At 32.2% G+C, this 20,517-nt stretch carries 20 protein-coding genes; 9 read left to right on the top strand and 11 right to left on the bottom strand.

Annotation, left to right across the window (positions count from 1 at the left end):
- The first annotated feature begins 490 nt into the window (after positions 1-490).
- Positions 491-1,063, top strand: a complete 573-nt coding sequence (locus tag F1Z66_RS04860) for a response regulator (protein ID WP_149862481.1) — start codon at positions 491-493, stop codon at positions 1,061-1,063.
- Positions 1,064-1,334: 271 nt separating this feature from the next.
- Here F1Z66_RS04860 and F1Z66_RS15280 read toward each other — a convergent pair whose 3' ends face one another.
- The 4 genes from F1Z66_RS15280 to F1Z66_RS04845 form a co-directional block, all read right to left on the bottom strand.
- Entirely contained in the window at positions 1,335-1,475 is a 141-nt protein-coding gene (locus F1Z66_RS15280; RefSeq protein ID WP_154670489.1) for a hypothetical protein, read from the bottom strand.
- Positions 1,476-2,257: 782 nt separating this feature from the next.
- Entirely contained in the window at positions 2,258-2,440 is a 183-nt protein-coding gene (locus tag F1Z66_RS04855; RefSeq protein ID WP_149862480.1) for a hypothetical protein, read from the bottom strand.
- A gap of 1,488 nt (positions 2,441-3,928) precedes the next feature.
- Complete coding sequence (locus F1Z66_RS04850) at positions 3,929-4,732, bottom strand: C2H2-type zinc finger protein (protein WP_149862479.1); 804 nt, start codon at positions 4,730-4,732, stop codon at positions 3,929-3,931.
- 1,095 nt (positions 4,733-5,827) lie between these two features.
- Positions 5,828-6,556 (bottom strand): YsnF/AvaK domain-containing protein, encoded by a 729-nt coding sequence (locus F1Z66_RS04845; protein ID WP_149862478.1) that lies wholly within the window; start codon positions 6,554-6,556, stop codon positions 5,828-5,830.
- A gap of 486 nt (positions 6,557-7,042) precedes the next feature.
- Here F1Z66_RS04845 and F1Z66_RS04840 point away from each other — a divergent pair, with 486 nt between their 5' ends.
- Complete coding sequence (locus tag F1Z66_RS04840) at positions 7,043-7,723, top strand: hypothetical protein (protein ID WP_149862477.1); 681 nt, start codon at positions 7,043-7,045, stop codon at positions 7,721-7,723.
- Between the two features lie 225 nt (positions 7,724-7,948).
- On the opposite strand, the gene F1Z66_RS04835 is transcribed toward F1Z66_RS04840, so the two are convergent.
- Entirely contained in the window at positions 7,949-8,242 is a 294-nt protein-coding gene (locus F1Z66_RS04835; RefSeq protein WP_159357477.1) for a hypothetical protein, read from the bottom strand.
- Between the two features lie 354 nt (positions 8,243-8,596).
- Here F1Z66_RS04835 and F1Z66_RS04830 point away from each other — a divergent pair, with 354 nt between their 5' ends.
- From F1Z66_RS04830 to F1Z66_RS04820, 3 genes are all read left to right on the top strand, one after another.
- A complete protein-coding gene (locus F1Z66_RS04830) occupies positions 8,597-9,373 on the top strand; it encodes a DUF2382 domain-containing protein (protein ID WP_149862475.1) in 777 nt (258 codons plus the stop codon).
- Positions 9,374-9,417: 44 nt separating this feature from the next.
- On the top strand, positions 9,418-10,176 hold the full coding sequence (locus F1Z66_RS04825; RefSeq protein ID WP_149862474.1) for a YsnF/AvaK domain-containing protein: 759 nt from the start codon (positions 9,418-9,420) through the stop codon (positions 10,174-10,176).
- A gap of 251 nt (positions 10,177-10,427) precedes the next feature.
- Entirely contained in the window at positions 10,428-11,093 is a 666-nt protein-coding gene (locus F1Z66_RS04820; protein ID WP_149862473.1) for a YsnF/AvaK domain-containing protein, read from the top strand.
- A gap of 394 nt (positions 11,094-11,487) precedes the next feature.
- Here F1Z66_RS04820 and F1Z66_RS04815 read toward each other — a convergent pair whose 3' ends face one another.
- On the bottom strand, positions 11,488-11,928 hold the full coding sequence (locus tag F1Z66_RS04815; RefSeq protein ID WP_195907479.1) for an anti-sigma factor: 441 nt from the start codon (positions 11,926-11,928) through the stop codon (positions 11,488-11,490).
- 180 nt (positions 11,929-12,108) lie between these two features.
- Positions 12,109-12,603 carry a hypothetical protein gene (locus F1Z66_RS04810; protein ID WP_159357476.1) on the bottom strand — a complete coding sequence of 165 codons (495 nt, stop codon included), beginning with the start codon at positions 12,601-12,603 and terminating at the stop codon, positions 12,109-12,111.
- 727 nt (positions 12,604-13,330) lie between these two features.
- Here F1Z66_RS04810 and F1Z66_RS04805 point away from each other — a divergent pair.
- The 3 genes from F1Z66_RS04805 to F1Z66_RS04795 all read left to right on the top strand — a co-directional run bounded on the left by F1Z66_RS04805 (position 13,331) and on the right by F1Z66_RS04795 (position 16,674).
- A complete protein-coding gene (locus F1Z66_RS04805) occupies positions 13,331-13,840 on the top strand; it encodes a hypothetical protein (protein ID WP_149862470.1) in 510 nt (169 codons plus the stop codon).
- A gap of 769 nt (positions 13,841-14,609) precedes the next feature.
- Entirely contained in the window at positions 14,610-15,794 is a 1,185-nt protein-coding gene (locus F1Z66_RS04800; RefSeq protein WP_149862469.1) for a right-handed parallel beta-helix repeat-containing protein, read from the top strand.
- Between the two features lie 262 nt (positions 15,795-16,056).
- Positions 16,057-16,674: a hypothetical protein gene (locus F1Z66_RS04795; RefSeq protein ID WP_149862468.1), complete on the top strand. Its 618-nt coding sequence runs from the start codon at positions 16,057-16,059 to the stop codon at positions 16,672-16,674.
- Positions 16,675-16,781: 107 nt separating this feature from the next.
- Here the strand turns inward: F1Z66_RS04795 and F1Z66_RS04790 are convergent, their stop codons facing one another.
- Genes F1Z66_RS04790 through F1Z66_RS04780 form a run of 3 tightly spaced genes read right to left on the bottom strand, consistent with a single transcriptional unit; the run spans position 16,782 to position 19,180 of the window.
- Positions 16,782-17,120 carry a hypothetical protein gene (locus F1Z66_RS04790; RefSeq protein WP_149862467.1) on the bottom strand — a complete coding sequence of 113 codons (339 nt, stop codon included), beginning with the start codon at positions 17,118-17,120 and terminating at the stop codon, positions 16,782-16,784.
- Between the two features lie 46 nt (positions 17,121-17,166).
- On the bottom strand, positions 17,167-18,855 hold the full coding sequence (locus F1Z66_RS04785; protein WP_149862466.1) for a PQQ-dependent sugar dehydrogenase: 1,689 nt from the start codon (positions 18,853-18,855) through the stop codon (positions 17,167-17,169).
- 4 nt (positions 18,856-18,859) lie between these two features.
- Positions 18,860-19,180, bottom strand: a complete 321-nt coding sequence (locus tag F1Z66_RS04780; RefSeq protein ID WP_149862465.1) for a hypothetical protein — start codon at positions 19,178-19,180, stop codon at positions 18,860-18,862.
- A gap of 374 nt (positions 19,181-19,554) precedes the next feature.
- Between F1Z66_RS04780 and F1Z66_RS04775 the strand changes: the two genes are divergently transcribed.
- On the top strand, positions 19,555-19,920 hold the full coding sequence (locus F1Z66_RS04775; protein WP_149862464.1) for a hypothetical protein: 366 nt from the start codon (positions 19,555-19,557) through the stop codon (positions 19,918-19,920).
- A gap of 269 nt (positions 19,921-20,189) precedes the next feature.
- Here the strand turns inward: F1Z66_RS04775 and F1Z66_RS15275 are convergent, their stop codons facing one another.
- A complete protein-coding gene (locus F1Z66_RS15275) occupies positions 20,190-20,360 on the bottom strand; it encodes a hypothetical protein (protein ID WP_154670488.1) in 171 nt (56 codons plus the stop codon).
- Positions 20,361-20,517: the final 157 nt, after the last annotated feature.

The following is a 20,517-nucleotide window of genomic DNA, read 5'->3' as shown; positions in this document are numbered from 1 at the left end:
TATTGTTTGTAAAGGTGCTTGTTTAATTTCATTTATTATTAATGCGTTGGACATACCCTGCTATTACGTAGTGATGTATATCTTGAGGTTGTTTACAAATCTGCAATTTGATAAATATAGTTACAAATGGTTACAAGTAGTACCAATTATCCATTATATCTAATAACTAACACAATTATATCTAAGCAGGATCCTTCTCATAAATAATATTTCATGATCAGAGAATGAAATTGCCTTTTCATTTGCTTGATTGGCTGTATGTTATTTTTGAAGCAATTCGATTAATAATATATGTATATAAAATACAACCTAAAGGATTATAACCATCAGTTTAGGTAGGGTATGGATATCCGACAAAATGAAATTAATATCCCCGAGCAAACGAAATCTTTAGCTAAAAATTCTAATTATACTGCTTCATTCTCTCATTGACGATAAATATAGATATATAAATTATGTTATTCAAATAATATGTATTGGATGTATCATAATGTTCTCTAATTTACTTCAAGGTAGTAATGAATCTTTAGCGGTCACAAAGAACCTATACAAGAGCAAAATCAATTCCGTAGATTTTAATTTACACAAATCAAAGTCTCAGTTCAGAGAAAAGGAAACAAATAACTTTCATAGTGAAAAGCAATATAGTAACGAAATAAAAGCCTCAGGGCTTGAAAGCAAACAAGAGCAGCAGACACAAGTCTTGATTGCAGAAGCTGAAAGTGAATTACTAGTGTTATTTAGAGAGTATTTATCTTCCTTGGGCTTGCACGCAGATACTGCAGATAAAGGAAATGAGGCATTAGACCGTTTTCTTGATAGAAGCAATAAAGAAAAACCTTATCGTGCCATCATTTTGGATACTCATTTGTCCAATCCCAGCGGTATTGATGTTGCGAAGAGGATACACTCAGAAAAGCCCGACCAAAAGATAGTATTAGTTACAACCACGCCGAAGGAAAATCTTCCCAATGATTGCTTAAAGTCTGCGGGCCTAAAAGATAAAGATATCCTCACAATGCCTTTTAAACTATCGAAACTTGTTTCAGTATTAAAAAATTAATGAATATTTTCCATCAACTTTTTGCCAATTGAGTAAATTATTTTATTTGTTAGTTCATTAGCACTTGCTGATTTTAAAATGAAATCGTCAGATCCGTTCAAGTAAGGGTTATAATACATCTGTTATATTGGCCACCACGATAATTTTTACTTCCGGTTTTTTTATTTTGGATTTGCAATGACCTTTGAGTTTCTTATTAACAGCTATATTTTGTTTCTATGAGCACAGTCTCCACTTCTTTATGCTCCTCAAGAGGTGATTACATCTTCTGCTATGAGCCACGAAGCATAAATCCAGTTAATGCAAACACGCCACTAAATAAATTTTCGATATCAACATCATATATCACTATTATTATTGTTATTGTTCCATTAATGTAATTTAGGTCATCATAATTATCCTCTATTGACAATTAATTTCAATGATAATAGGATTTTACCCTGACAATCCTATGGTTATAGTTTTTAGATCAGTGGAGAACAAATCCGATAAAAAAAGATAAACCTATTGGATACCTCAGGCACTGGTTTAGGTATAAGTATTGGTTAAAACCCAGAGGTAGGTAAAGCTCCTGAAATGGCATGAATGCAGACATATGCCTAGAAGACATAAGATGAATGAAATAATTCAACAAGACTTTTAGACATCCTTTTATTTGAATTCTATGCTTTTGTCTCACAAAAGAGATTGTAATTTCATTTTTAACAAAAACAACGATTTCGAAAATAAACTTTGTAATTAGTAGTTGGTTCATACTTTTATCTGTTTATAGATATCTTGTTTCCCAATTCAAAAAATAGGAAAGCGTTCAAAAGTTTACGGCAGGTGATTCCCCACAAAACAAAATGAAAAATCGTGATTAAGTAGAATCCAAAGAGTAGTGCTGTACAAACTATTCTATCTTTCACCATATCCTTTTGAAGAGAATTTGAGTTTTTTATACGATTTGTGCAATTTGCAGGTCTTCAATATTACCTAGTCCAAATCAATAAATTAGATAATAGTCAAGGAATATTTAGTTGATTGTTGGTAAATTATTAAAATGAAGAGTTTTACAGTACCAGTAACCACTTGCTTTTGTTGATTTCCCCATCTCCATTGAAACGACCCACATATTGACTTGTAAAATTGTGCATTGAATAATATTTCATAAATAAGAAAATATCATTAAATATTAAAAGATTTTGGCAGTGATTAAAGTAAATAGGTAATGGTAATGGTAATGGTAATACAATCATTGGTAGGGATTATTGAAATAACAATATATACCACGATATTTCCAGCTAGTTCTATGGATTCTTTCTTTATCATGATAACCATTTTTCCAGCAAAATCAACCAATTTCACTCTTTGAGCATGCTGCTGACTTTCCAACATCTATCTTTACTATATATAGAAACGATTGGAAATTAAAATTTATGCATTATTTGACCTCAAAACCTTATACTTTCCTTTAAGTTAGATGCATGTAACAAAATACTCATCTTATTCTCTACTATATTCTATGGATTTAGGAATGCGACTCAGTATGACACTACCTAGGTTTGGAAGGAACATTACTAATATCAAAAATTATCTGGTGATTTAGACTTTAAATGGAAGACACGGACCATGATATAGACTTGATCTCATTGTTATATTTAGCTACATCTTAATTAAAGAGGTAATAATGACTCATGAATATAGGCATATTATTACCAGAGTAATGATTTACTATAATCAATATACATAGTAAAATTGAGAGCAAAATGGATTAAAAGTAACAAAATTGGGAAGTAAGGACAAAAAACAGAGCGCCATAGCTAAATTTACTAGTCCTACTCCCCAATAGAACTAATGATCCTGTATATCAAAATAAATAACATATTTTAATAAGCTAATAATAACTCCAACTTCGCAGAAATAAGCTGATAATGACTTTTCAAATGGCAAACTCGGTCACTGCAATTATCACCCCCGATGAACATTGGTGAATGTTACAATGCAACACATCCTTACCAATTTAATAATATTTTAAATTTGAGCGAAAGGTAAGGACGATCATGAAAACGGGGTCATCATAGCCCTTACCTTTCAAATGTCGGAGTGTTTAGGTGCGCTGAGGTCGCAAAATCATATTGACATCAAGGTTTAAAAAGATAGAAAAAGATACGCTATATCTGTGAAAAACAATAAGAATATCAAGGGTGAGGCTATTATCATCCTTATCGTTCCATCATGGTTTAATAATTTCTTGGCGAAGGCGAATCATGTTGAATAATATAGCAAATGCAGAATTACAGTCAGATTGATAGGATTCAAAACTTTTACATCTTTATTAATTTTTTGGATCTTGAACATTTAAAAATAAACCTATAGCTTGAAGAGACAGTATTCCAATTGTGTATACAATATACAAAACATCTCAAGAATACTTCTGTCAAAATTTCTGTTAGTACCTTTTCAGCATTATCTTTGAGAAAAACACCTGAAAGATAATAATTTGTTTTATTAAACGAAATATATCACACTCTAAAACTGGATTCAACAAAAGTACAAAGCCAAGCTTTTTGGGATAAAAAAAGAAAGATATCAGTGTTTATATCAGACGAGACTTTACTCACGTTGATTCGTTATATATACGACTATGGATAGCTATCAATAGAATCAGAAAATAAGCGGATCCTTGCACTACTTTTGCTAAAAATACCTAAAAAGAGAAAAAACATGTTTGTTGTCCAGAGTTTTCTATCAGACCCCATCAGAACCTATGTGACCTCTGGTGGTAATATGTAGAAAAACATCATATTCTCTAAACTGACAATATACTATTCCCGAATACTTTTGGTATAGTCTTTTTGCAACTTTGTCAATAGTAATCTAAAATTACTTGAAGTGCATAGTGCTAGAATGTTCCTTTAAATCTTGTCGAGAGTCAAAAGTCTTTCCGCATGTTTCACACGAAAATGTAGCCTCTATATTTGTGGAACTTTCGTCTGAGTTCCTTCCGTTATCCACTTCAAAATTACTATTATTGGTTTGATTGACTAATGAAGTCGAAAAAGGAGAAAATGAATTAATAATATCCTTTTGAATTTCCTCGCATCTGTTTACATTATTCTTTCCCATCTCTATAAGAAATTTTGATTGCTCCTTTGCTTCATTTATAGCATTGGTAAAAAAGCCGATATTTGATAACATAATTTCGTTAAAAATTCGATTAAATGCAATGGCGTTTTCTGTAAAGTATCTTATCACTTGTGAGTAGGTCTCCGGCATTCTTCTGAAGAGCTCTTGATTGCTCGATGATTGATTATACACATTTTCAAAGTATGGCATAAATACTGTTTGTAATGAATGTAATGCCTGATTATTATACTCTAGAAAATTTTCTGTTATTTCCCTATTTGTCTTTGCCATTTGTTGCTGCATACCTGTAAATGTTTGGGTGTAGTCAGGAATTTGGTTTTTTAGATCGTTAATACTTTTCTCGGTGTTCTTTTCAGATTCTTCAGAAGCCTCAAGAACAGATTGGGCGGCCTCTTTTTCATTATAATTTTCAACAAATGGGTGCTGATTATTGTTACTGTTTTGATTAATGGACTTATCATTGTAAATATCATTCTTACCGGGGATAATTTCTTCAATAATATCTGGAGACTGTGCTTTATTTTTATCGTTATTAGACATAGTAAAATATGCATAACAATGTATAAAAGTATAGCAATTATCAAGACATTTTTACTTTATCAAAATATCCGATGCAAGTTAAGCAAACTGAATTTTGCCGATAAAAAACAGAGACAAAGAAATGGTATAATCAATCTAAGGATATTAAAAATATGTCCTATATGGCTTTAACCCCCTTAAGTAAATAAGCGAAAGAACTTGTAAAATTTATAGTCCTATTGAATATTAGATGCGCAATGATTGATGAAGAGATGATTACTCTCAGTATCTTGCAAGTGGAACTCAACAGCTGCATCATTAAAATAAACCAGGTCATTGCTTATGACATCAAATATTGTATGCACGATTATGATTTCCACCTAAACGAGTTTTAAAAGACTGATTATACTATATAGATGCCTCTTTTTACAATTTTGTTTATTTTCAATAGTAAAAGAATGACAAATAGTTTAATATACTATAAATTTTGTCATTCCTGTCAATGCAGAGGTCGTTGTTAGATCGATAGAATATATGGCAACATTATTTGGAAAATAATATCGCTAAATAAAAATTCTTAAATTCTGAAAGAATCTAAATTTTGTTTAACTAAATAGTAATATAATATCCAGAATAAGATTGGAAATTGCTTACCTTATTTTTGAACTGGTTATTTTACTTTTTTATTTTTCTTGGCATCGCTAATATTTAACCGACAGTATATCCCTATGTCTTCCCAATTAATTGGTAACTGGATGTAATAACCCTGCAAAGCAATAATAATTCATGTTGAGGTTTTTGTAATATAAGAATAATTAATATCATACAGCCGAAATGGTCTATGCGAATATCAGGCATCCTTTTTTACACTTCAATGGCTTTTGCTTGCAATAAGCAAAAAGTTTTCTGCACAATATTAAAATATTATATTTTCACAAGCTTGCGTCATTTTCTTCGTCTCTCATTCATAACTCTGTTAATTAACATCTGAACACCCTTGGTTCCTATATAGGTAACAATCCATTTTCTCACAGTCATGAGTTACATCTCCAAGTAGAGAAACACATGGTGTTGGTTTTTGTAAAGATAGAAGGAGTTAATGTATCTTGCATTAAATCATTCCTTTAATGATCCTTCGGTGCTTATTCTCTCGGAAGTGACTTGTTCGGTAATTTCTTCTTTTTCGGTTACGGGTTTTTTGTTTACAACTATTTCTTCTCTTACGAATGATTTTTTTGTGATTACTGGCTCTTCCCTTTTGACAGGTATCAATATTTCGGTCTTAGAATAGTTAGGTTCTTTGTAATTCATTGTATTGCGTTTAGACGTTAAATTGGTTGAGCCATTTTCGGTTTTAGTATTATAAGAGGCACCACCGTTGTTATTGATCTTTCTTCTTTGAATGGTTATTTTTTCATGCATCAGTTCAACTTGTACGGTTTTTGTCTCTTTGAAAGGCTCCTTTATTAATTTCACATTATCCTGTGTAATTTTTTTAGTGACGTCTAAACGTTCACCAACTATGGGAACAACAAACTTCTCTTCTTGGGACAGGGTATCATGAGATTTTACAAGAGGATCGGTGTTAGAATCGATAGAACCGGATCTTATTTCATATGCTGATAAGTCAGTTTCATTTACTGAAAAGTTCAAGAATACACCATTAAAAGATTTTGCCAATGACTTTGGAAGTTTGTATACTTTTTTAGTAAGACCCCCCATTTCACTAACTATATAATCGTCTTCTACTTGTTTGATTGTACCTAGGTCAAGCCCACTTTCACCCATAGCCTCCTTTTCCATTACTTTATTCCAATCAATTTCTTCGCTCTGATCAGATGACATAAAATATACAATTTAACAAATTATTTATTTTACAACAAAAAAATTCTATTGAGTGAAGAAAATATTGCACGCATTCGCAAGATGTTGGAGAGTATTGCTCGTTTTTCACATACATATTTAGAAATATGAATTAATTTTTTGTCAATAGATTCTATAAAGGCATCAGAAGGCTACAAAAAGCTCCTATAATTTACCTTCCAGGTAGAGATAAGATCATGTGTATGTTACATTGTATCAAGATATTATAAAACTCTCGAAATTACAATTTTTACTTCAACAATGTGCAAATAATTAATGCATTGATACGTCATCTAAAACTTCTAAAGGACTACATAGTTATAGATCGAATAAGCAAGTATTAATCGGATTTCATAATCCTATCTAAATTCAAATGATACGGACGATATCATGTTTCATTAGTAAACATGTATCTGAATTATAGTAATTGGATATTGCCATTAAATACTTTATTAAATATTTTACAATATGAGTAATAACACGGAATCAAGCAACTTCGACTGGAAAGACAACAGTATAGAATGGAAAGATATTATAAAAAAAGAAGCAAGAGGATACGAGAAAGGTGACGATTTAGGGGAAGTACAGGAAATTGGACAAGAATTTGTTGTAACTGAAAGAGGCAGAGTTAAGAAGAATAAATTCTACCTACCAAAACAGTTGGTGTCAGGTTATGATGGTGACGTATTGTGGTTTAACATAACAGAAGAAGAAGCTGAGGATAATTTTAAGAAGGACCATCCACCAAAGGCAGGGGAATATTCAAGGTACAAATCAGCATCGGTAACAGAGCAACCAGACGTTCAAACCCAAGATGGATCCCGTTCTTCCCGAGATCTTGAAAAATATATTCCTCTTATCGAGAAAAGGAAAATAGATCGGGTGGGCACCGAAGCATCGTACACAAAGTCTAGTGCAGGTATACAAGACTGGGATACTATTCTTCACAAAAGTGCAAGAACGATGGATTCTGTAGCAATAGGCATTGTCACAGCAGTAAACGATAATAATGTAGTAATTACTTCAGATGGAGCAAAAGATGAATATAGTATTCCCAAGAATGAAGTTCAATCCTTTAATGGTCAAGAAGTAATCTTTAATACAAACTATGATAGATTTGAACAATTCAAGGTAAAAGTTCCCAGATAGCAGCATATACAATAAATAAAATTACTATAACATCTATCTTTTTTGTTTCTCTTTCACGATATTTTCAAAATAATAATTGGCCAATTTCTTCAATTAGGGAATGAATAACAGAATTCAATTTATTTGGGGTACTCAAAGTTGTTGTTTTGATCAGAAGTTAAAATCTAAAGGTAAAAGGTAAAAGGTAATAGTAAATGTTCAAACCATATCTGAGGTTAATTACCGTTAACTGTTTTGATCTTTAGTTAATTGCCCTGTGGTGTTATATACAACAGAATCTTTGAGTTCTAAAGCTTTTTCTTTGGCCTTGTCCAAGACACCGATATTCTTGTGCTCACCCTCATCTTTCACATTACCTTGCTTCTTTTGTGCGTCATATTCAACATATTCGAAATCCTTAGACATTATTACAATAGGATAGTTGTCAAATGACCGTTCTTGTTTATTATCTGTTGTCACCCTTATTTTTTGTAGTTCGTTCCTATTCTGATCATAATATTCTTCGGTTATCTTAATCAACAAGTACCATGGTTTAACAATTTATATATTCACTATAGATTTTAAATTTGGGTTTTTGTATTTGTTTAATTTTATGGCAGGCCGCATAGAATTTCTTTTATATGGATCCCTCATTCTCTGCACTATTTAACTTGATTAAAAGTTTTATTATTCATTATTAATTCCGTTGATGTTGTCAATAAACAAAAAGAGGAAGTAGTGTCAATACATGGATATAATTCTTTAATATTCATCGTTATAATTATAGTAGTTTATCGATTAAATTGGTAATCAATGTTTGAGATAGAAAAAAAATAAAAGAACAGACAGGCATAAAATGTATAATATTATAAATATTATTACTCTATAATTCCTGTGGATAATGCTTCAATAGCACCTTCAAATAATAATAATATGACGCCGGCTTCGGACAATGTTTCCCTTAATGATACCTCTTTGCAACATAATGAAGAAATCGTACAAAGGATTCCAGTTTATCAAGAAGACTATAGCATTACAAAAGAAATCACAAAATCACAATTGCTCTTTGAAAAAAAATGGATGAATTCTACAAAAAAAATTGAAATCCCAATAAAATACGAAGAGATGTATATAAATGGAAAGGAATTTGATTCCTATTCTAAAAGTGAATTAGTTGAGGTATTTTCAAAGATAAAAGAAAAAATCTCAGAAGTGATTCATCCCAATGAGAATACAACAAAAGACGGCGAATCACCCGACAAGAATGGTGAGGACAGCACCAGCCAAAAAAAACAATACCCTATCGATATTGAAATTAGATACAAAAAAAATGAAGAGAAATCCGGGGCAAACAGATCTCTGTCATATGCCAATTTAGATAAAAATACGGCACTAACTATACAAGCCTCAAACAAAAAGACAAGTCAGAACCAAATACAAGTTTCTAGCGATAATAACAACAATACCTCAAATTTAACTAGAGAAGGACCAGAGGATCAGATCATACCCATCTGGGGAGAACAAATAATCATAGACAAGAAAATGGTCAAACTCGGTGAAATAGTGATCAGAAAATCCAAGGTTTCTGAAAATCGCAAAATTGATGTAGAAGTGCGAAATGAAAAAGTTACTGTAAAGTATCCTGACGGTAACAAGGATGAGTTTGAATAGAATTTCTTTTACAGTATTATATAATTTATTATACATAAGAGACTGTGTCAGATAAAAAAGAGGCTATAAACCCAACAAATATTAATTTTAATGATATGGTGGGTAAAGAAGCACTTGGATTGGACGGGTTAGACCTAGGAAAAGTAGTTGAGATAGGAAATACATTTATTGTTACACAAAGAGGCTTGATAGATAAAAAGAAATTTCATCTTCCAAGCTCAGCGGTAGAATCTTTTGATGGGGATTTGGTAAAATTTAAGATAAGTGACAATGATTTGGCAAGTTATGAGCAATTCGAAAAAAATAACTTTGAAGGATACTCAAAGTTTAAATCCTCTGACATGTCTGGCAAATTACAAACAACGATCCCTCTGATAGACGAAAAACTGGACGTGTCTAAGAAAACCATAGAAGAGAGTGTGAAAATAACAAAAGGGCCTAAAAAGAAAACTATAAGCGAGCAAATTAACCTAAGTTATGATGTGGTTACTCTAATTAAAAGACCTACAGGTGTAGATTCTGATGCTCTCAAATATGTATCAAGCGACAAATCAATACAAAGAGCCAATTTAGCATCAAATAACAAAATTGCTAAGAATGAAGATCTACCTCATGCTGATAACACTGAAATAATAGTCGAACTGGAAAGAGAAGAACCAGTAATAACAAAGCGATCATACATTAAGGAAGAAATAATAGTAAAAAAAGAACCAGTGATTGAAACAAAAACAATAACAGAACAAGTGATCCATGAACAAATAAAAACAGACGATAGTAACAATATAGAAAATGGAAATATATAACTATAAAAAAATAAGAATAAGGTAAATAAATATACAATTAATTGTAACAGTTTTTTTTACATTTATTCTTAAACCAAGGTCATAGAGTAATAGTTGCAGATTATAACTTATGGATTTTTGAATCAAGCAGTTAGCAGAGTAATAGAAGAAAATAGATTCGTATCGTCGGTAAGACCAAAAATGCTTGATACTATTACTATTTTTGGTACTATCAGTGTATTATATTTAAACCATGTTAATCAAAATTTTACATGAATTCAAACATAAATTGGAATGACATGATAAAAAAGGAAGCTGAAGGCATAAATGGAGAAGATTTTGGAGAGGTGCAGGATGTAACAAATGGTTTTGTACTAGTCCAAAGAGGCATCATTAACAAGGAAAAATTTCTGATACCTCAAGAGTTAACCGAAAGCTATGATGGTGATACCGTAAGGTTTGGAATAAGTGAAGACGAAATGTTAAAGAAGTATGGAGAAGGATCAAAAGCTTTTACAAAAACAACAAATACTGAATCAACAAGTAGTCTAGAAACTGAAACTGCTCAGGATGCCATAAGAGATGAGATGACTGTTCCTCTGACTGAGGAAAAGCTTGATGTGTCAAAGGATGTGTACGAGGATCAGGCGACAATATCAAAAGAACCCGTGACGGAAACTAAGACTATAGAAATACCCATGACCCATGAAGAGATATCCATTGAAAAGAGGTCTCCTCCAGGCGGAGAGAGGCAGGTAGCTTCGGAAGGTCCTATAAAATCCAGAGAGGAAATTAGTATTCCCCTAAAGAAAGAAAAAGCTGAAGTGTCAAAGACACCGTATGTAAAAGAGGAAGTGGTCATAAATAAAAAACCAGTGACGGAAACTAAAAAAGTAACGGAACAAGTTACCTCTGAAAGACTCGCTGTAGAAGATTAAAAAAATATCTTTAATTTCTTTTTATTTATATTCTATCCAGACATAGACAAACACAGTAAGATATTTGTAGTATTAGAATATTACTAGTACTATATTCAAGGATAGTAACAGCAATACGATAATTTAAAATAATAGTATATAATATAGTATTGAGGAAACTTCCAGAGCAATAGATCATTTATTATGATAGTATTAACATTATGAATCCCATTCTGTGTTTGATAGCATTACCTTATGAATCTCGTGTTGGTATATGCACTTTTAAATATGAGGCAATATGACTATTACTTTAATTTATTATCAAGTATAATCGATAATTGATCTAGATTTCGAAAAACTACATATATATCTTCAAAAAATGATAATATTTGAGCCTAAAAAAAGATAAAATCCATTACTGTCCAAATGGTGGCGGCAGGTCAACTCCTCCATATGTTCCCGCAGCATTCGGATCAACATCATTGCGTGGTTCTTCGGTAATAATGAATTGGGTATAAGTATATGGATTCAGCATTATTTCCGAAGTCTTTAAACTATTACCTGCAATCGCACCCAAGCTTAATTTATAGTTAGATCCGTCTGCATCAACAAGCCATGCTTCAAATACTTTGTCTTGTTTTGGTACCGCGGTCATATTTACGGCAACATTCAATGTATTATTGTGTGCATCAAAGGAAGCTGTTCCTATAGTTTCATTACCAAATCCAGGACCTGGATCCTTAGCTTTATGTAAATCTAAAGTAACAGTCTGAGCATTGACGTTGTTAGAACCGATCATTATTGAAATTGCAGCTGCAAATATTGTTAACAGAATAGACATTTTTAGTTTAGTCATTACAAAAATAATGGCTACAAAGTTTAAATAAATAATTCAAATTAAAGACAATTGCTGCTAGGATGAAGATAGACTAAATAAATTTTCAATTTAGTTGATGACAAGAATAAGTAGAATTATTTAATCAAATAAAATATTTTTTTATAGTAATAAGAGCAGATCAAAAAAATAAAAAAATGTTTAGCCAGATTCTCCGTCGTCTGATTCATCTGATGACGATATTGCCGGAGCTGGAACTATAACAACTTGTTTACCTGTTGCGTTAATTAATGCACTTTGAATTTGTTGTAAACTGGTTTGAGCAGCCTCTGTATTATCGTCGTTCAAAGCTAAAATAGCTGCATTTGTGTAATTAAGCAGTTTTTCATTCATCTTTGGATCTTGCTGTTGAGTCTGATTTGCTTGTTGTTGAGTCTGATTTGCTTGTTGTTGAGTCTGATTTGCTTGTTGTTGAGTCTGATTTGCTTGTTGTAATTGTTGCTGAGCCTGTTGTTTTTGTTGCTCAGCTTGTTGAATTTGTTGATTGGCCTGATCCAACTGTTGTTGAGCTTGTTGCTGAGTAAAATTTTGTCCGCTAGTTTGATTTGTAAAGTTTTGTGCATAAATACTAGAGGTTCCAGTATTTAGTAGTAATGCCAGACTAATTCCTAGTATTACCAGAATGTTGATCCTCATATAGTTCTTCATTATTCAAAGTTATTGAACAAAGTTTAAATAATATTACACTATTTTGTACTGTTCTTTTTTTTACGATCATAGTATCAAAATAATAGAGCAATACTACATTAAGGTACATTTAGGATATATAATCAGGCAATTTAAAGAATTTTTTGCTAACACTTAATTCAAATTGAAGGCTTTATTAAGATATTCTAGGGAAGATGTATGAAAGAATTTAATCAGGATCTAGTTGAGTTTTGTTAACATATTACATTATTAAGGGGTGACACCTTATCTATAATAACGAAATTATAGTTTATACAAGAGAATGTTGATAAGGAAAAATTTTCTTTTATAATTGCGTTTGTATACATATTGCAAACAAAGTATCAAATCTATGTTTCAAAATCTAGATCTATAAAGTTGACCTTTAGATTTTGAAAATTAAAGTTAGACGAACTTTTCTAAGAAGCTATTAGTTATCGCGTATCATTTGAAAAAAATAATTGAAAGAATCCTTTTAGTCCATACTGCCATGTAAGTTAGGTATTTACTATAAGAGAATTAGTACCGGTGTTTACAAACCACAACATATAATCTTGTCTATTTTCAATTGGTTATACTTTTGTACCATAATTTTTAATAAGAGGAATATTTTACTATCTGATATTACTTCAAGATATTTACATAAAAGTCTAAAGTATCTGTTATATGCTGAACTATCAGATTACTATATACAAGTATGATTCCAAGTAAAACAATACTAGTATCAACATCTGTAATACTAGCATTAGCCATGATTTTTGCACCAGCTGCCATGTCAGATAATGTATTTGCTAAACAAAAATACAAGAACTGGGATGATTGCAGAGATGATCACAGCAAGAACTGGTGTAAAAAATACTTTAAGCATCACCATGATGACGATGATGACGATGATGGCAACAGAGCTTCACAAGGTATCGGACAATCTCAATCTTCAAAGCAAAACTCACAGTGTGTTTCAGGAGGCAGCACTAGCGGATCTTGTAACAACATAAGTGTACAAAACCAACAAAATAGTGGAAATAATGCCTTAGCACAAGATGGCCATGGAAAAGGAGGTAACAAAGCTTCACAAGGTATCGGACAATCTCAATCTTCAAAGCAAAATAGCCAGGTAGTATCAGGCGGAGATACAGTAGGTTCGGGTAACAACTTTAACTTTCAAAATCAGGTAAATACAGGCAATAATGCCTTAGCTCAACAATAACCCTTTTTTTAAATACGGCTATTTTCTACTATATGAATTAAAAAATAATAACAATATTTTTTAGATTATAAAAATTATTTTAGCAATCTCTGACGTCAGCACCTATGTTAGACAGAAAAAACAAAATATTTTAGTATATTAGAGAATCTAAAATAATACACCTTAAGCAAATCGAAATGATGTAGTAAGACAGGATTTAGATTGACCGAACAGAAGGTAACAAATCCAGTCTACTATATCTCCTTGATGTTCATGAGAAGGACCACTGTTAAAGTGATTTTCCAAAAAAAAAAGAAAAATAGAAATTATTTGCACTTTGATATTTGTGTCCGACTATAAAATCTACTTTGATAAGAAAAGAGAAACGAATTAGCCTCGATTCGGTATTATGTCTTGTGATAAATTCTATAATAAAGAATTTTTTTAATATTGCAGGTTCACTGGGTATAATTTTCACTAATCGGCAATTTGAACTACTATGAGATATATTTGCAGATTCATTACAGAAAAAAATATAATATTAAAAGAAACAGAAAAGTGTCTGCCAATAAATTCCCATAGTAAAATAATACATCATAGAGTTTTAGAATTTCGATGTCAAATGTTTAGCTTAGCTTGTGAGGTGCGGTTGGTTTCTATGATTAATTGCTGTATATTTATTTTCATTAATAAATCTAAAAAGAAATTCCTAAATCTAACGCAGCTTAAAAATTATTTGCAATTTTATTAAGGTAAATCCAATAACCCTATTCAAACAGTAAATCTTATTATGTCATCCTTTAAAAGAAAAATTACATTGAATGCAAAGGCATTATTACATTATTTTTTAATCGTTTTTTCACTATCTGTATTGAGTATTTCAATAAACGAAGTAGCACAAGCCCAAGAATCTACTCAAGATGGCGAGAGCTGCATTAATTATAGTGTGGATGACGAAAGAAATACAATTTCTATTTCTTGCATCCATCCTATAGCCCTCACGGATATAGACAAAGCTATACAAAATCCAGATCTATTAAAAAAAGAGAATAACAATACTTGGATACTCGATTCACGAATAGTGGTAGAGAAAGATGCTACTTTGGTCATTGATTCGAAGGATATCAATTGGCTCAAGATTCTTGCAGGAGATAAGAATGGAGGAGGTGACAGAGATAATGTAAACTCAATTACAGTATTAGGGAATTTGATCATTGATTCGGTAAAAATCACCTCATGGGACCCAATAAAAAGTGATTATATCAAATTTGAGGTAGATATACTGCCTGACAGGGAGCATGAGCACACAGGCATTGACGCTATTCCTAGACCATATATAAAAGCAGATGATGAAACTACCGGAACCACAAATATAACAAACTCAGAGATAGCATATCTTGGTTATGAATGCGGTAGTGGTTGTTCTGGCATCAGCTATTATGGAAATAATGGCACCAGTATCATAAAAAATAATGAAATTCATCATAATCGATTCGGATTTTACTCTGTAGGTGTTGGTAACATTATCTTGGAAGGAAATCACGTCCATGATAATTTCATGTATGGATTTGATCCTCATACTGCAACCCATGATATGATAATAAGAAACAATACTGTCTACAATCATGGAGCTATGGGAATAATATGTTCACTGGATTGCTATAACATTACAATAGAAGGTAACGAGGTATCTAACAGTGCAGGATCGGGAATCATGTTTAGCAGGAATATGTATGATTCTATAGCACGAAATAATAATATCCACGATGAAGATAAATGCATATTCTTGTCTCAATCTCATAATAATGAAGTGTATGGAAATACTGTAAGCAACTGTGAAAGCCAAGGAGTCTACCTTTATCATAATTCTGTTCAAAATAAGGTAAACAATAATACCTTGATTAATGCAACAGAAGGTATAGAATATAGTGATGACTCCTTAGACAATACAATAGATGATAATAAGATCGAGTGATACAAAATTCGGTTTACATACTCATGCTCTTCTTTCACTAATTCTTTTTCCATAACTTTGTCTAGAAAGAGTAGGTTCACAATCTGATTCTTGTGCATTTTGATTTGATGAGATAAAAGTACGCTTAGTAACATATCATAAATGATTTAGAAAATAAATAATTATAAAAAAATAGATAACAATGAAAACAAACTTTCTATGTTAAATATTTTAAGTTAGAAAATATCCTAGTAGTTATATTACAATAAACTTACAATAAATCATGACTCTATCTCTAAAATTCTCACCAGATTTTACAGATAACAATTCTTCCATGAGGCAATCGACCGGAAATCATTCAAAAACACATCGTATTATGTTACCCGGTCTTGTGATGACTCTCTTGGTTGCAACTTGTATGATGTTCGTGCTAACTGCATATGTTCCTAGTGAAGTTGGTAAAGTATTTGCCGAGGGTCAACGAGATGGGCAGCAGAACAGTGATTTTGATAAACAGACAAAAACTTCTTTTCCTTCTACAGATACTAACATAGCCTCGAAGGACAGAGTTACAATCGATTTGGTATCTGCAGAATTTGCCCCGCTAAAAAGCAGTGAAAATAATCAGTTAAAAATAATAATAAACTATCAAACTAACGATCCTTCGTTGATTAATACTCCAATGGCTGGGACAATGAAGGTATATGACTCTGACGACAATGTCATAAAGACTTCAAAAATTACGAAGGGATATGTATTAGGAGAGGCTGGTCCAATGCAATTTGCAACCTCTTTTGCAGATAAAACAATAAAAGATGTTAAAGCCGAAGTTTACATGACAGATACTGCTGGAAATAAAATATCAAATACCCTGACCACAGAAGCATCTTTATCAAATTAACTTACTTTCTACTGACCACACTTGACTGATACTAAATAGCAGGTAAAGTTGGTCAAAATTATAAGGCAATAAGCACACCCATTCCTTTTCGGGGAGGGGATCTAAACCTAGTCTGCTGTAAGTTTATTTTGCATAATTTCCTTTTTATACAGAGATTTGCGGGAAGAACGATCCATTTCTTTCTGAGCTACTTTGATCATTAGATAAATATTTTTAGGAACACAAATCTCTTTTATTGCCTTCTTTAAACTCATACTCTGTTTACTTTTGAGATACTGAAGTGCAAATAAATGGTTCATTTGCTTAACACCCGAAAAATCAATTACAATATTATCAACGACTATTTCAGATATCATGTTGGTAAAAAACCGTTTAGCACTTTCACTATCTGACAAATCAGATGTCAAAAGTGCATTCTTAATAGAGATTACATATATTATAGCCATGCAGCATCCTACTGACTAAATTTAATTCGACTTGAGATTTTAAGAATCATTCTACTTTCACTTCTCCAACCATAGAAGGGTGATATACACAGTAGTAGTCATATTCCCCTGGTTCATCAAAAGTTGCACTATAGTGTTGGTTTGGTATTATTGCGTCTGAATCAAACAATGAACCTTCATCATCATCACCATCCTGTCCGGAAGTAACTGTGTGAGAAATAGTGTCTCCGTTATACCAAGTTACGGTTTGACCGGCTTGGATTTCAATTGGATTAGGGGAATATGAATTACCTCCATTGATTCCGCGAATAACTACGTTTACAGAGTTGCCCTGTACCGAATCATCCTCAGTCGCAGTCTCGGCTTTTTGTGAGATCGGTAATGTGCTATCGGCTTTAGGCAATATCTTGTATAAAGAACCAGTATAGGTAAGAACATAGAGGTATCCATCTGGTCCAACCTGAATATCGGTTATTCCACCGAACCCTTGACCAAATATCAAAGGTTGATTCTCTTTCGGATCGTTTATTTCATTATCTTGCAGGGCTTTCAAGTCTCCTACATATGTATTATTTATGAGGATATTGTCTCGCGCCTCGTTAAGCGTAAATCGATAAAGCAGCCCGTTGTTGATGTCACCCACAAACATATTATTTTGATAGGCTTTGCCTAGTTTATCTGAATTCAGAAATTTTAACGCGGTTATACCTATAGTAGTATCCCATACAAACTTCGGGTCAGCATAATGGCTGTTACCAAAATATACGAGATCATTTTCTGAAACACCATTTTCAAGTAAATCCTCGCTCATATAACCTTGAACCTGCACCCAGCCGCTATTGAACCCAGGAAATACTAGATTTATTTCATCTCCTGTATCGGGACCATTTTCGGTATCCCATAGATTACCTGTTAGAGGGTCAAAATCCATTCCAAAACTGTTGCGGATGCCCATTGCATAGTAAATATTTAAGGGTAATCCCTCACCAAAGATAGGATTATCCGGGTCCACTATTTTTCCATCTTGAGTTATACGTAATACTCCACCTAAGCCATTTGGAGCAGGACCGTCAATAACATTCTGAGCCTGTGTTCTATGGCCTCCCACTTCTCCTACGATTAGATACACATTGTTATCTGGACCAATCAGAACCTTTCCACCATTATGCTCAGGCCTGTCATTTGGAGGAATAGCAGAAAGGTCTAATAACAAAACCGGATTTTTTAGTTGACCATCAACCAATTCATATCGATATAACCTATTACCTAGTGGTGGTACCTCATCATCCACATCACTTTCATCCACGCCATTTCCGGATGCGGTATAAAAGAGAAAAATAAAAGTTTTTCCCTCTTGATTATTTTTAGATATGGCTATTCCCAGTAATCCCCGTTCTATACTTGCAGCAACAGGTACATCTAATACCGGATCTGGCATTAATTTACCATCGGTTATTCTCATCACTTTCCCTGTCTCTTTTTCAGTTACTAAAATATCATTTGGTCCTAAAAATGCCATGCTGGTAGGTATATCCAAATCACCAGCTACTTTTTCAACAGCGAGGTTATCATCATTTACCGTTGGACCCGTCGGAGATTCTGGAGCTTTAGCATAGGCTCCATATGCTGAATTAATTTGGCAAGAGGTAAATGAGGAAACTAGTATCATGAAAACAAGAATTATAGGAAATGTAAGTAATAATCCCTCTTTCAAATTTAACTGCAATCTAATCAAAATATCATCCTACCTTTAAAGTTAAACTTGAATAATCTACTTCTCGTATATTTCTCTGAGAATAAACGATATCTAGTAAATCGATTCCATTTTGACTAATATAATATGTTTTATTTTTTCCATTATAATCAATAAAAGAGCTACTAACAAGGTAAAACAAATGCTCCTTTACTTCACTTTTTGTTATATTTGGCGATACTCTTTGAACATATGTATAGATGTCAGCGAATAAAGTCTTATCAATACACGATACAAGAATTGGTTCAACAATGAATACTTTAAGATAAACAGGATTTCTATTAAATATGCGAAAGTCATTTTCCATCTGATTCACCTAATTTTTCTATTAGCATTGATACCGATTATGTCGGCGAAATTTTGCAAGTTTGGTTTAGAAAATGATCTAGAGGCAATATTCAAACTGAACATACACGAAACAATATAACATCCATATTCTGAGGAATATTGATAAAATGGAATAATAGAACAAAAACATGAATTTTTGTAATCATTGTTTTTATTCAAAGGATTCAAACATGGTAAAACTTTCCTGACTTAAAAAAAATATGATACAATTAACTAAATGTTTTGCCAAGATTCTTTAGAATAAAAAATAATCAGATAGAGGTTTGTACAAAAACATTGAAATATTTTATCCAGTTCTTTAGTCAATAGGAATCAAGGAAAAGAATTTGATATATGATTGAATTTATACAACTACCTTCTTCCTCCTTACTTTTAAATTCGGTTAATAATCTAAATTTCGGTGATTTTTTGCTTCAAGCTGACATCGCGATAACAGTTGAGAGTTTAGAAAGTATTTTGATAGGAGTTATTTCAATCGCACTTTTGGTGCTTTCACTGTCTTCTTATCGAAAGACAGGTGTAAAAAACATCAAGTATGCTGCAATTGCCTTTGGTTTGTTTGCATTTGATGTATTTGTAGAATTAATAATGGAAAAATACTACTATTCTAACTATCTCTTACAAGATCTATTCCATACGTCAATAACATTAGCAATATTAAGTCTGTTCTTTTTATCAATTGTAAAAAAAGCATCTTAATTAATTAATTAATTTCTCATATCACATATATCTCTCTTGCATAACACTTTATCAGTTCAATTGCTTTTCCAAGTATAACAAACAGACTAATAGGAAACATTGAAAAACAGATGAACAATCAATATTCTTTGTAAGCATATATTTATCATGTTTGTCGGCTCTACATAATCAAAAAAATACATGATCCGATATCGTTGAAGGAATAATACAGTGAACATTTTCTAACTGCATAGTATTTTCAAGAAGTAAAATATTTCCATTTAGTGAAATTACAGATATAGAATTCTTTTAACTATATGGAATTCCTTCGTTATATCTACAATCGGCTGAAGCAGTTGTTCCACATTATCTTTATCAGAGTCCCATACTATTCTTGTCTGTGTAGGACCGGCTCCCTTTTGTCCGCATTTTACATCATTAAAAGCATGACTTCCAAGCACCTAATAACCATCACTAGTCCACGAGGAAGTTATTGCATCCGAGTCTTTTGATGGCACCTTCTAGTATCCAGCCTTCTTTATAGGAGGCTGTTTGTTAGTTTCAGTGCCATTAGTAGACTCTATAACATGCACTGTACCCGTCATCTTGAATGATTTG

Source organism: Candidatus Nitrosocosmicus agrestis (assembly GCF_008389435.1).
GTDB classification, from domain to species: Archaea; Thermoproteota; Nitrososphaeria; order Nitrososphaerales; family Nitrososphaeraceae; genus Nitrosocosmicus; species Nitrosocosmicus agrestis.
This window is presented reverse-complemented; position numbering and strand designations above follow the sequence as displayed.

Excerpts from the sequence above, each read along its gene's own strand:
- F1Z66_RS04790 (WP_149862467.1), bottom strand. The coding sequence starts at position 17,120 with ATGGCTATAATATATGTAATCTCTATTAAGAATGCACTTTTGACATCT.
- F1Z66_RS04780 (WP_149862465.1), bottom strand. The coding sequence starts at position 19,180 with ATGGAAAATGACTTTCGCATATTTAATAGAAATCCTGTTTATCTTAAA.
- F1Z66_RS04800 (WP_149862469.1), top strand. The coding sequence starts at position 14,610 with ATGTCATCCTTTAAAAGAAAAATTACATTGAATGCAAAGGCATTATTA.
- F1Z66_RS04855 (WP_149862480.1), bottom strand. The coding sequence starts at position 2,440 with ATGTTGGAAAGTCAGCAGCATGCTCAAAGAGTGAAATTGGTTGATTTT.
- F1Z66_RS04805 (WP_149862470.1), top strand. The coding sequence starts at position 13,331 with ATGATTCCAAGTAAAACAATACTAGTATCAACATCTGTAATACTAGCA.
- F1Z66_RS04795 (WP_149862468.1), top strand. The coding sequence starts at position 16,057 with ATGACTCTATCTCTAAAATTCTCACCAGATTTTACAGATAACAATTCT.
- F1Z66_RS04810 (WP_159357476.1), bottom strand. The coding sequence starts at position 12,603 with ATGAGGATCAACATTCTGGTAATACTAGGAATTAGTCTGGCATTACTA.
- F1Z66_RS04775 (WP_149862464.1), top strand. The coding sequence starts at position 19,555 with ATGATTGAATTTATACAACTACCTTCTTCCTCCTTACTTTTAAATTCG.
- F1Z66_RS04820 (WP_149862473.1), top strand. The coding sequence starts at position 10,428 with ATGAATTCAAACATAAATTGGAATGACATGATAAAAAAGGAAGCTGAA.
- F1Z66_RS04840 (WP_149862477.1), top strand. The coding sequence starts at position 7,043 with ATGAGTAATAACACGGAATCAAGCAACTTCGACTGGAAAGACAACAGT.
- F1Z66_RS04815 (WP_195907479.1), bottom strand. The coding sequence starts at position 11,928 with ATGACTAAACTAAAAATGTCTATTCTGTTAACAATATTTGCAGCTGCA.
- F1Z66_RS04845 (WP_149862478.1), bottom strand. The coding sequence starts at position 6,556 with ATGTCATCTGATCAGAGCGAAGAAATTGATTGGAATAAAGTAATGGAA.
- F1Z66_RS04860 (WP_149862481.1), top strand. The coding sequence starts at position 491 with ATGTTCTCTAATTTACTTCAAGGTAGTAATGAATCTTTAGCGGTCACA.
- F1Z66_RS04850 (WP_149862479.1), bottom strand. The coding sequence starts at position 4,732 with ATGTCTAATAACGATAAAAATAAAGCACAGTCTCCAGATATTATTGAA.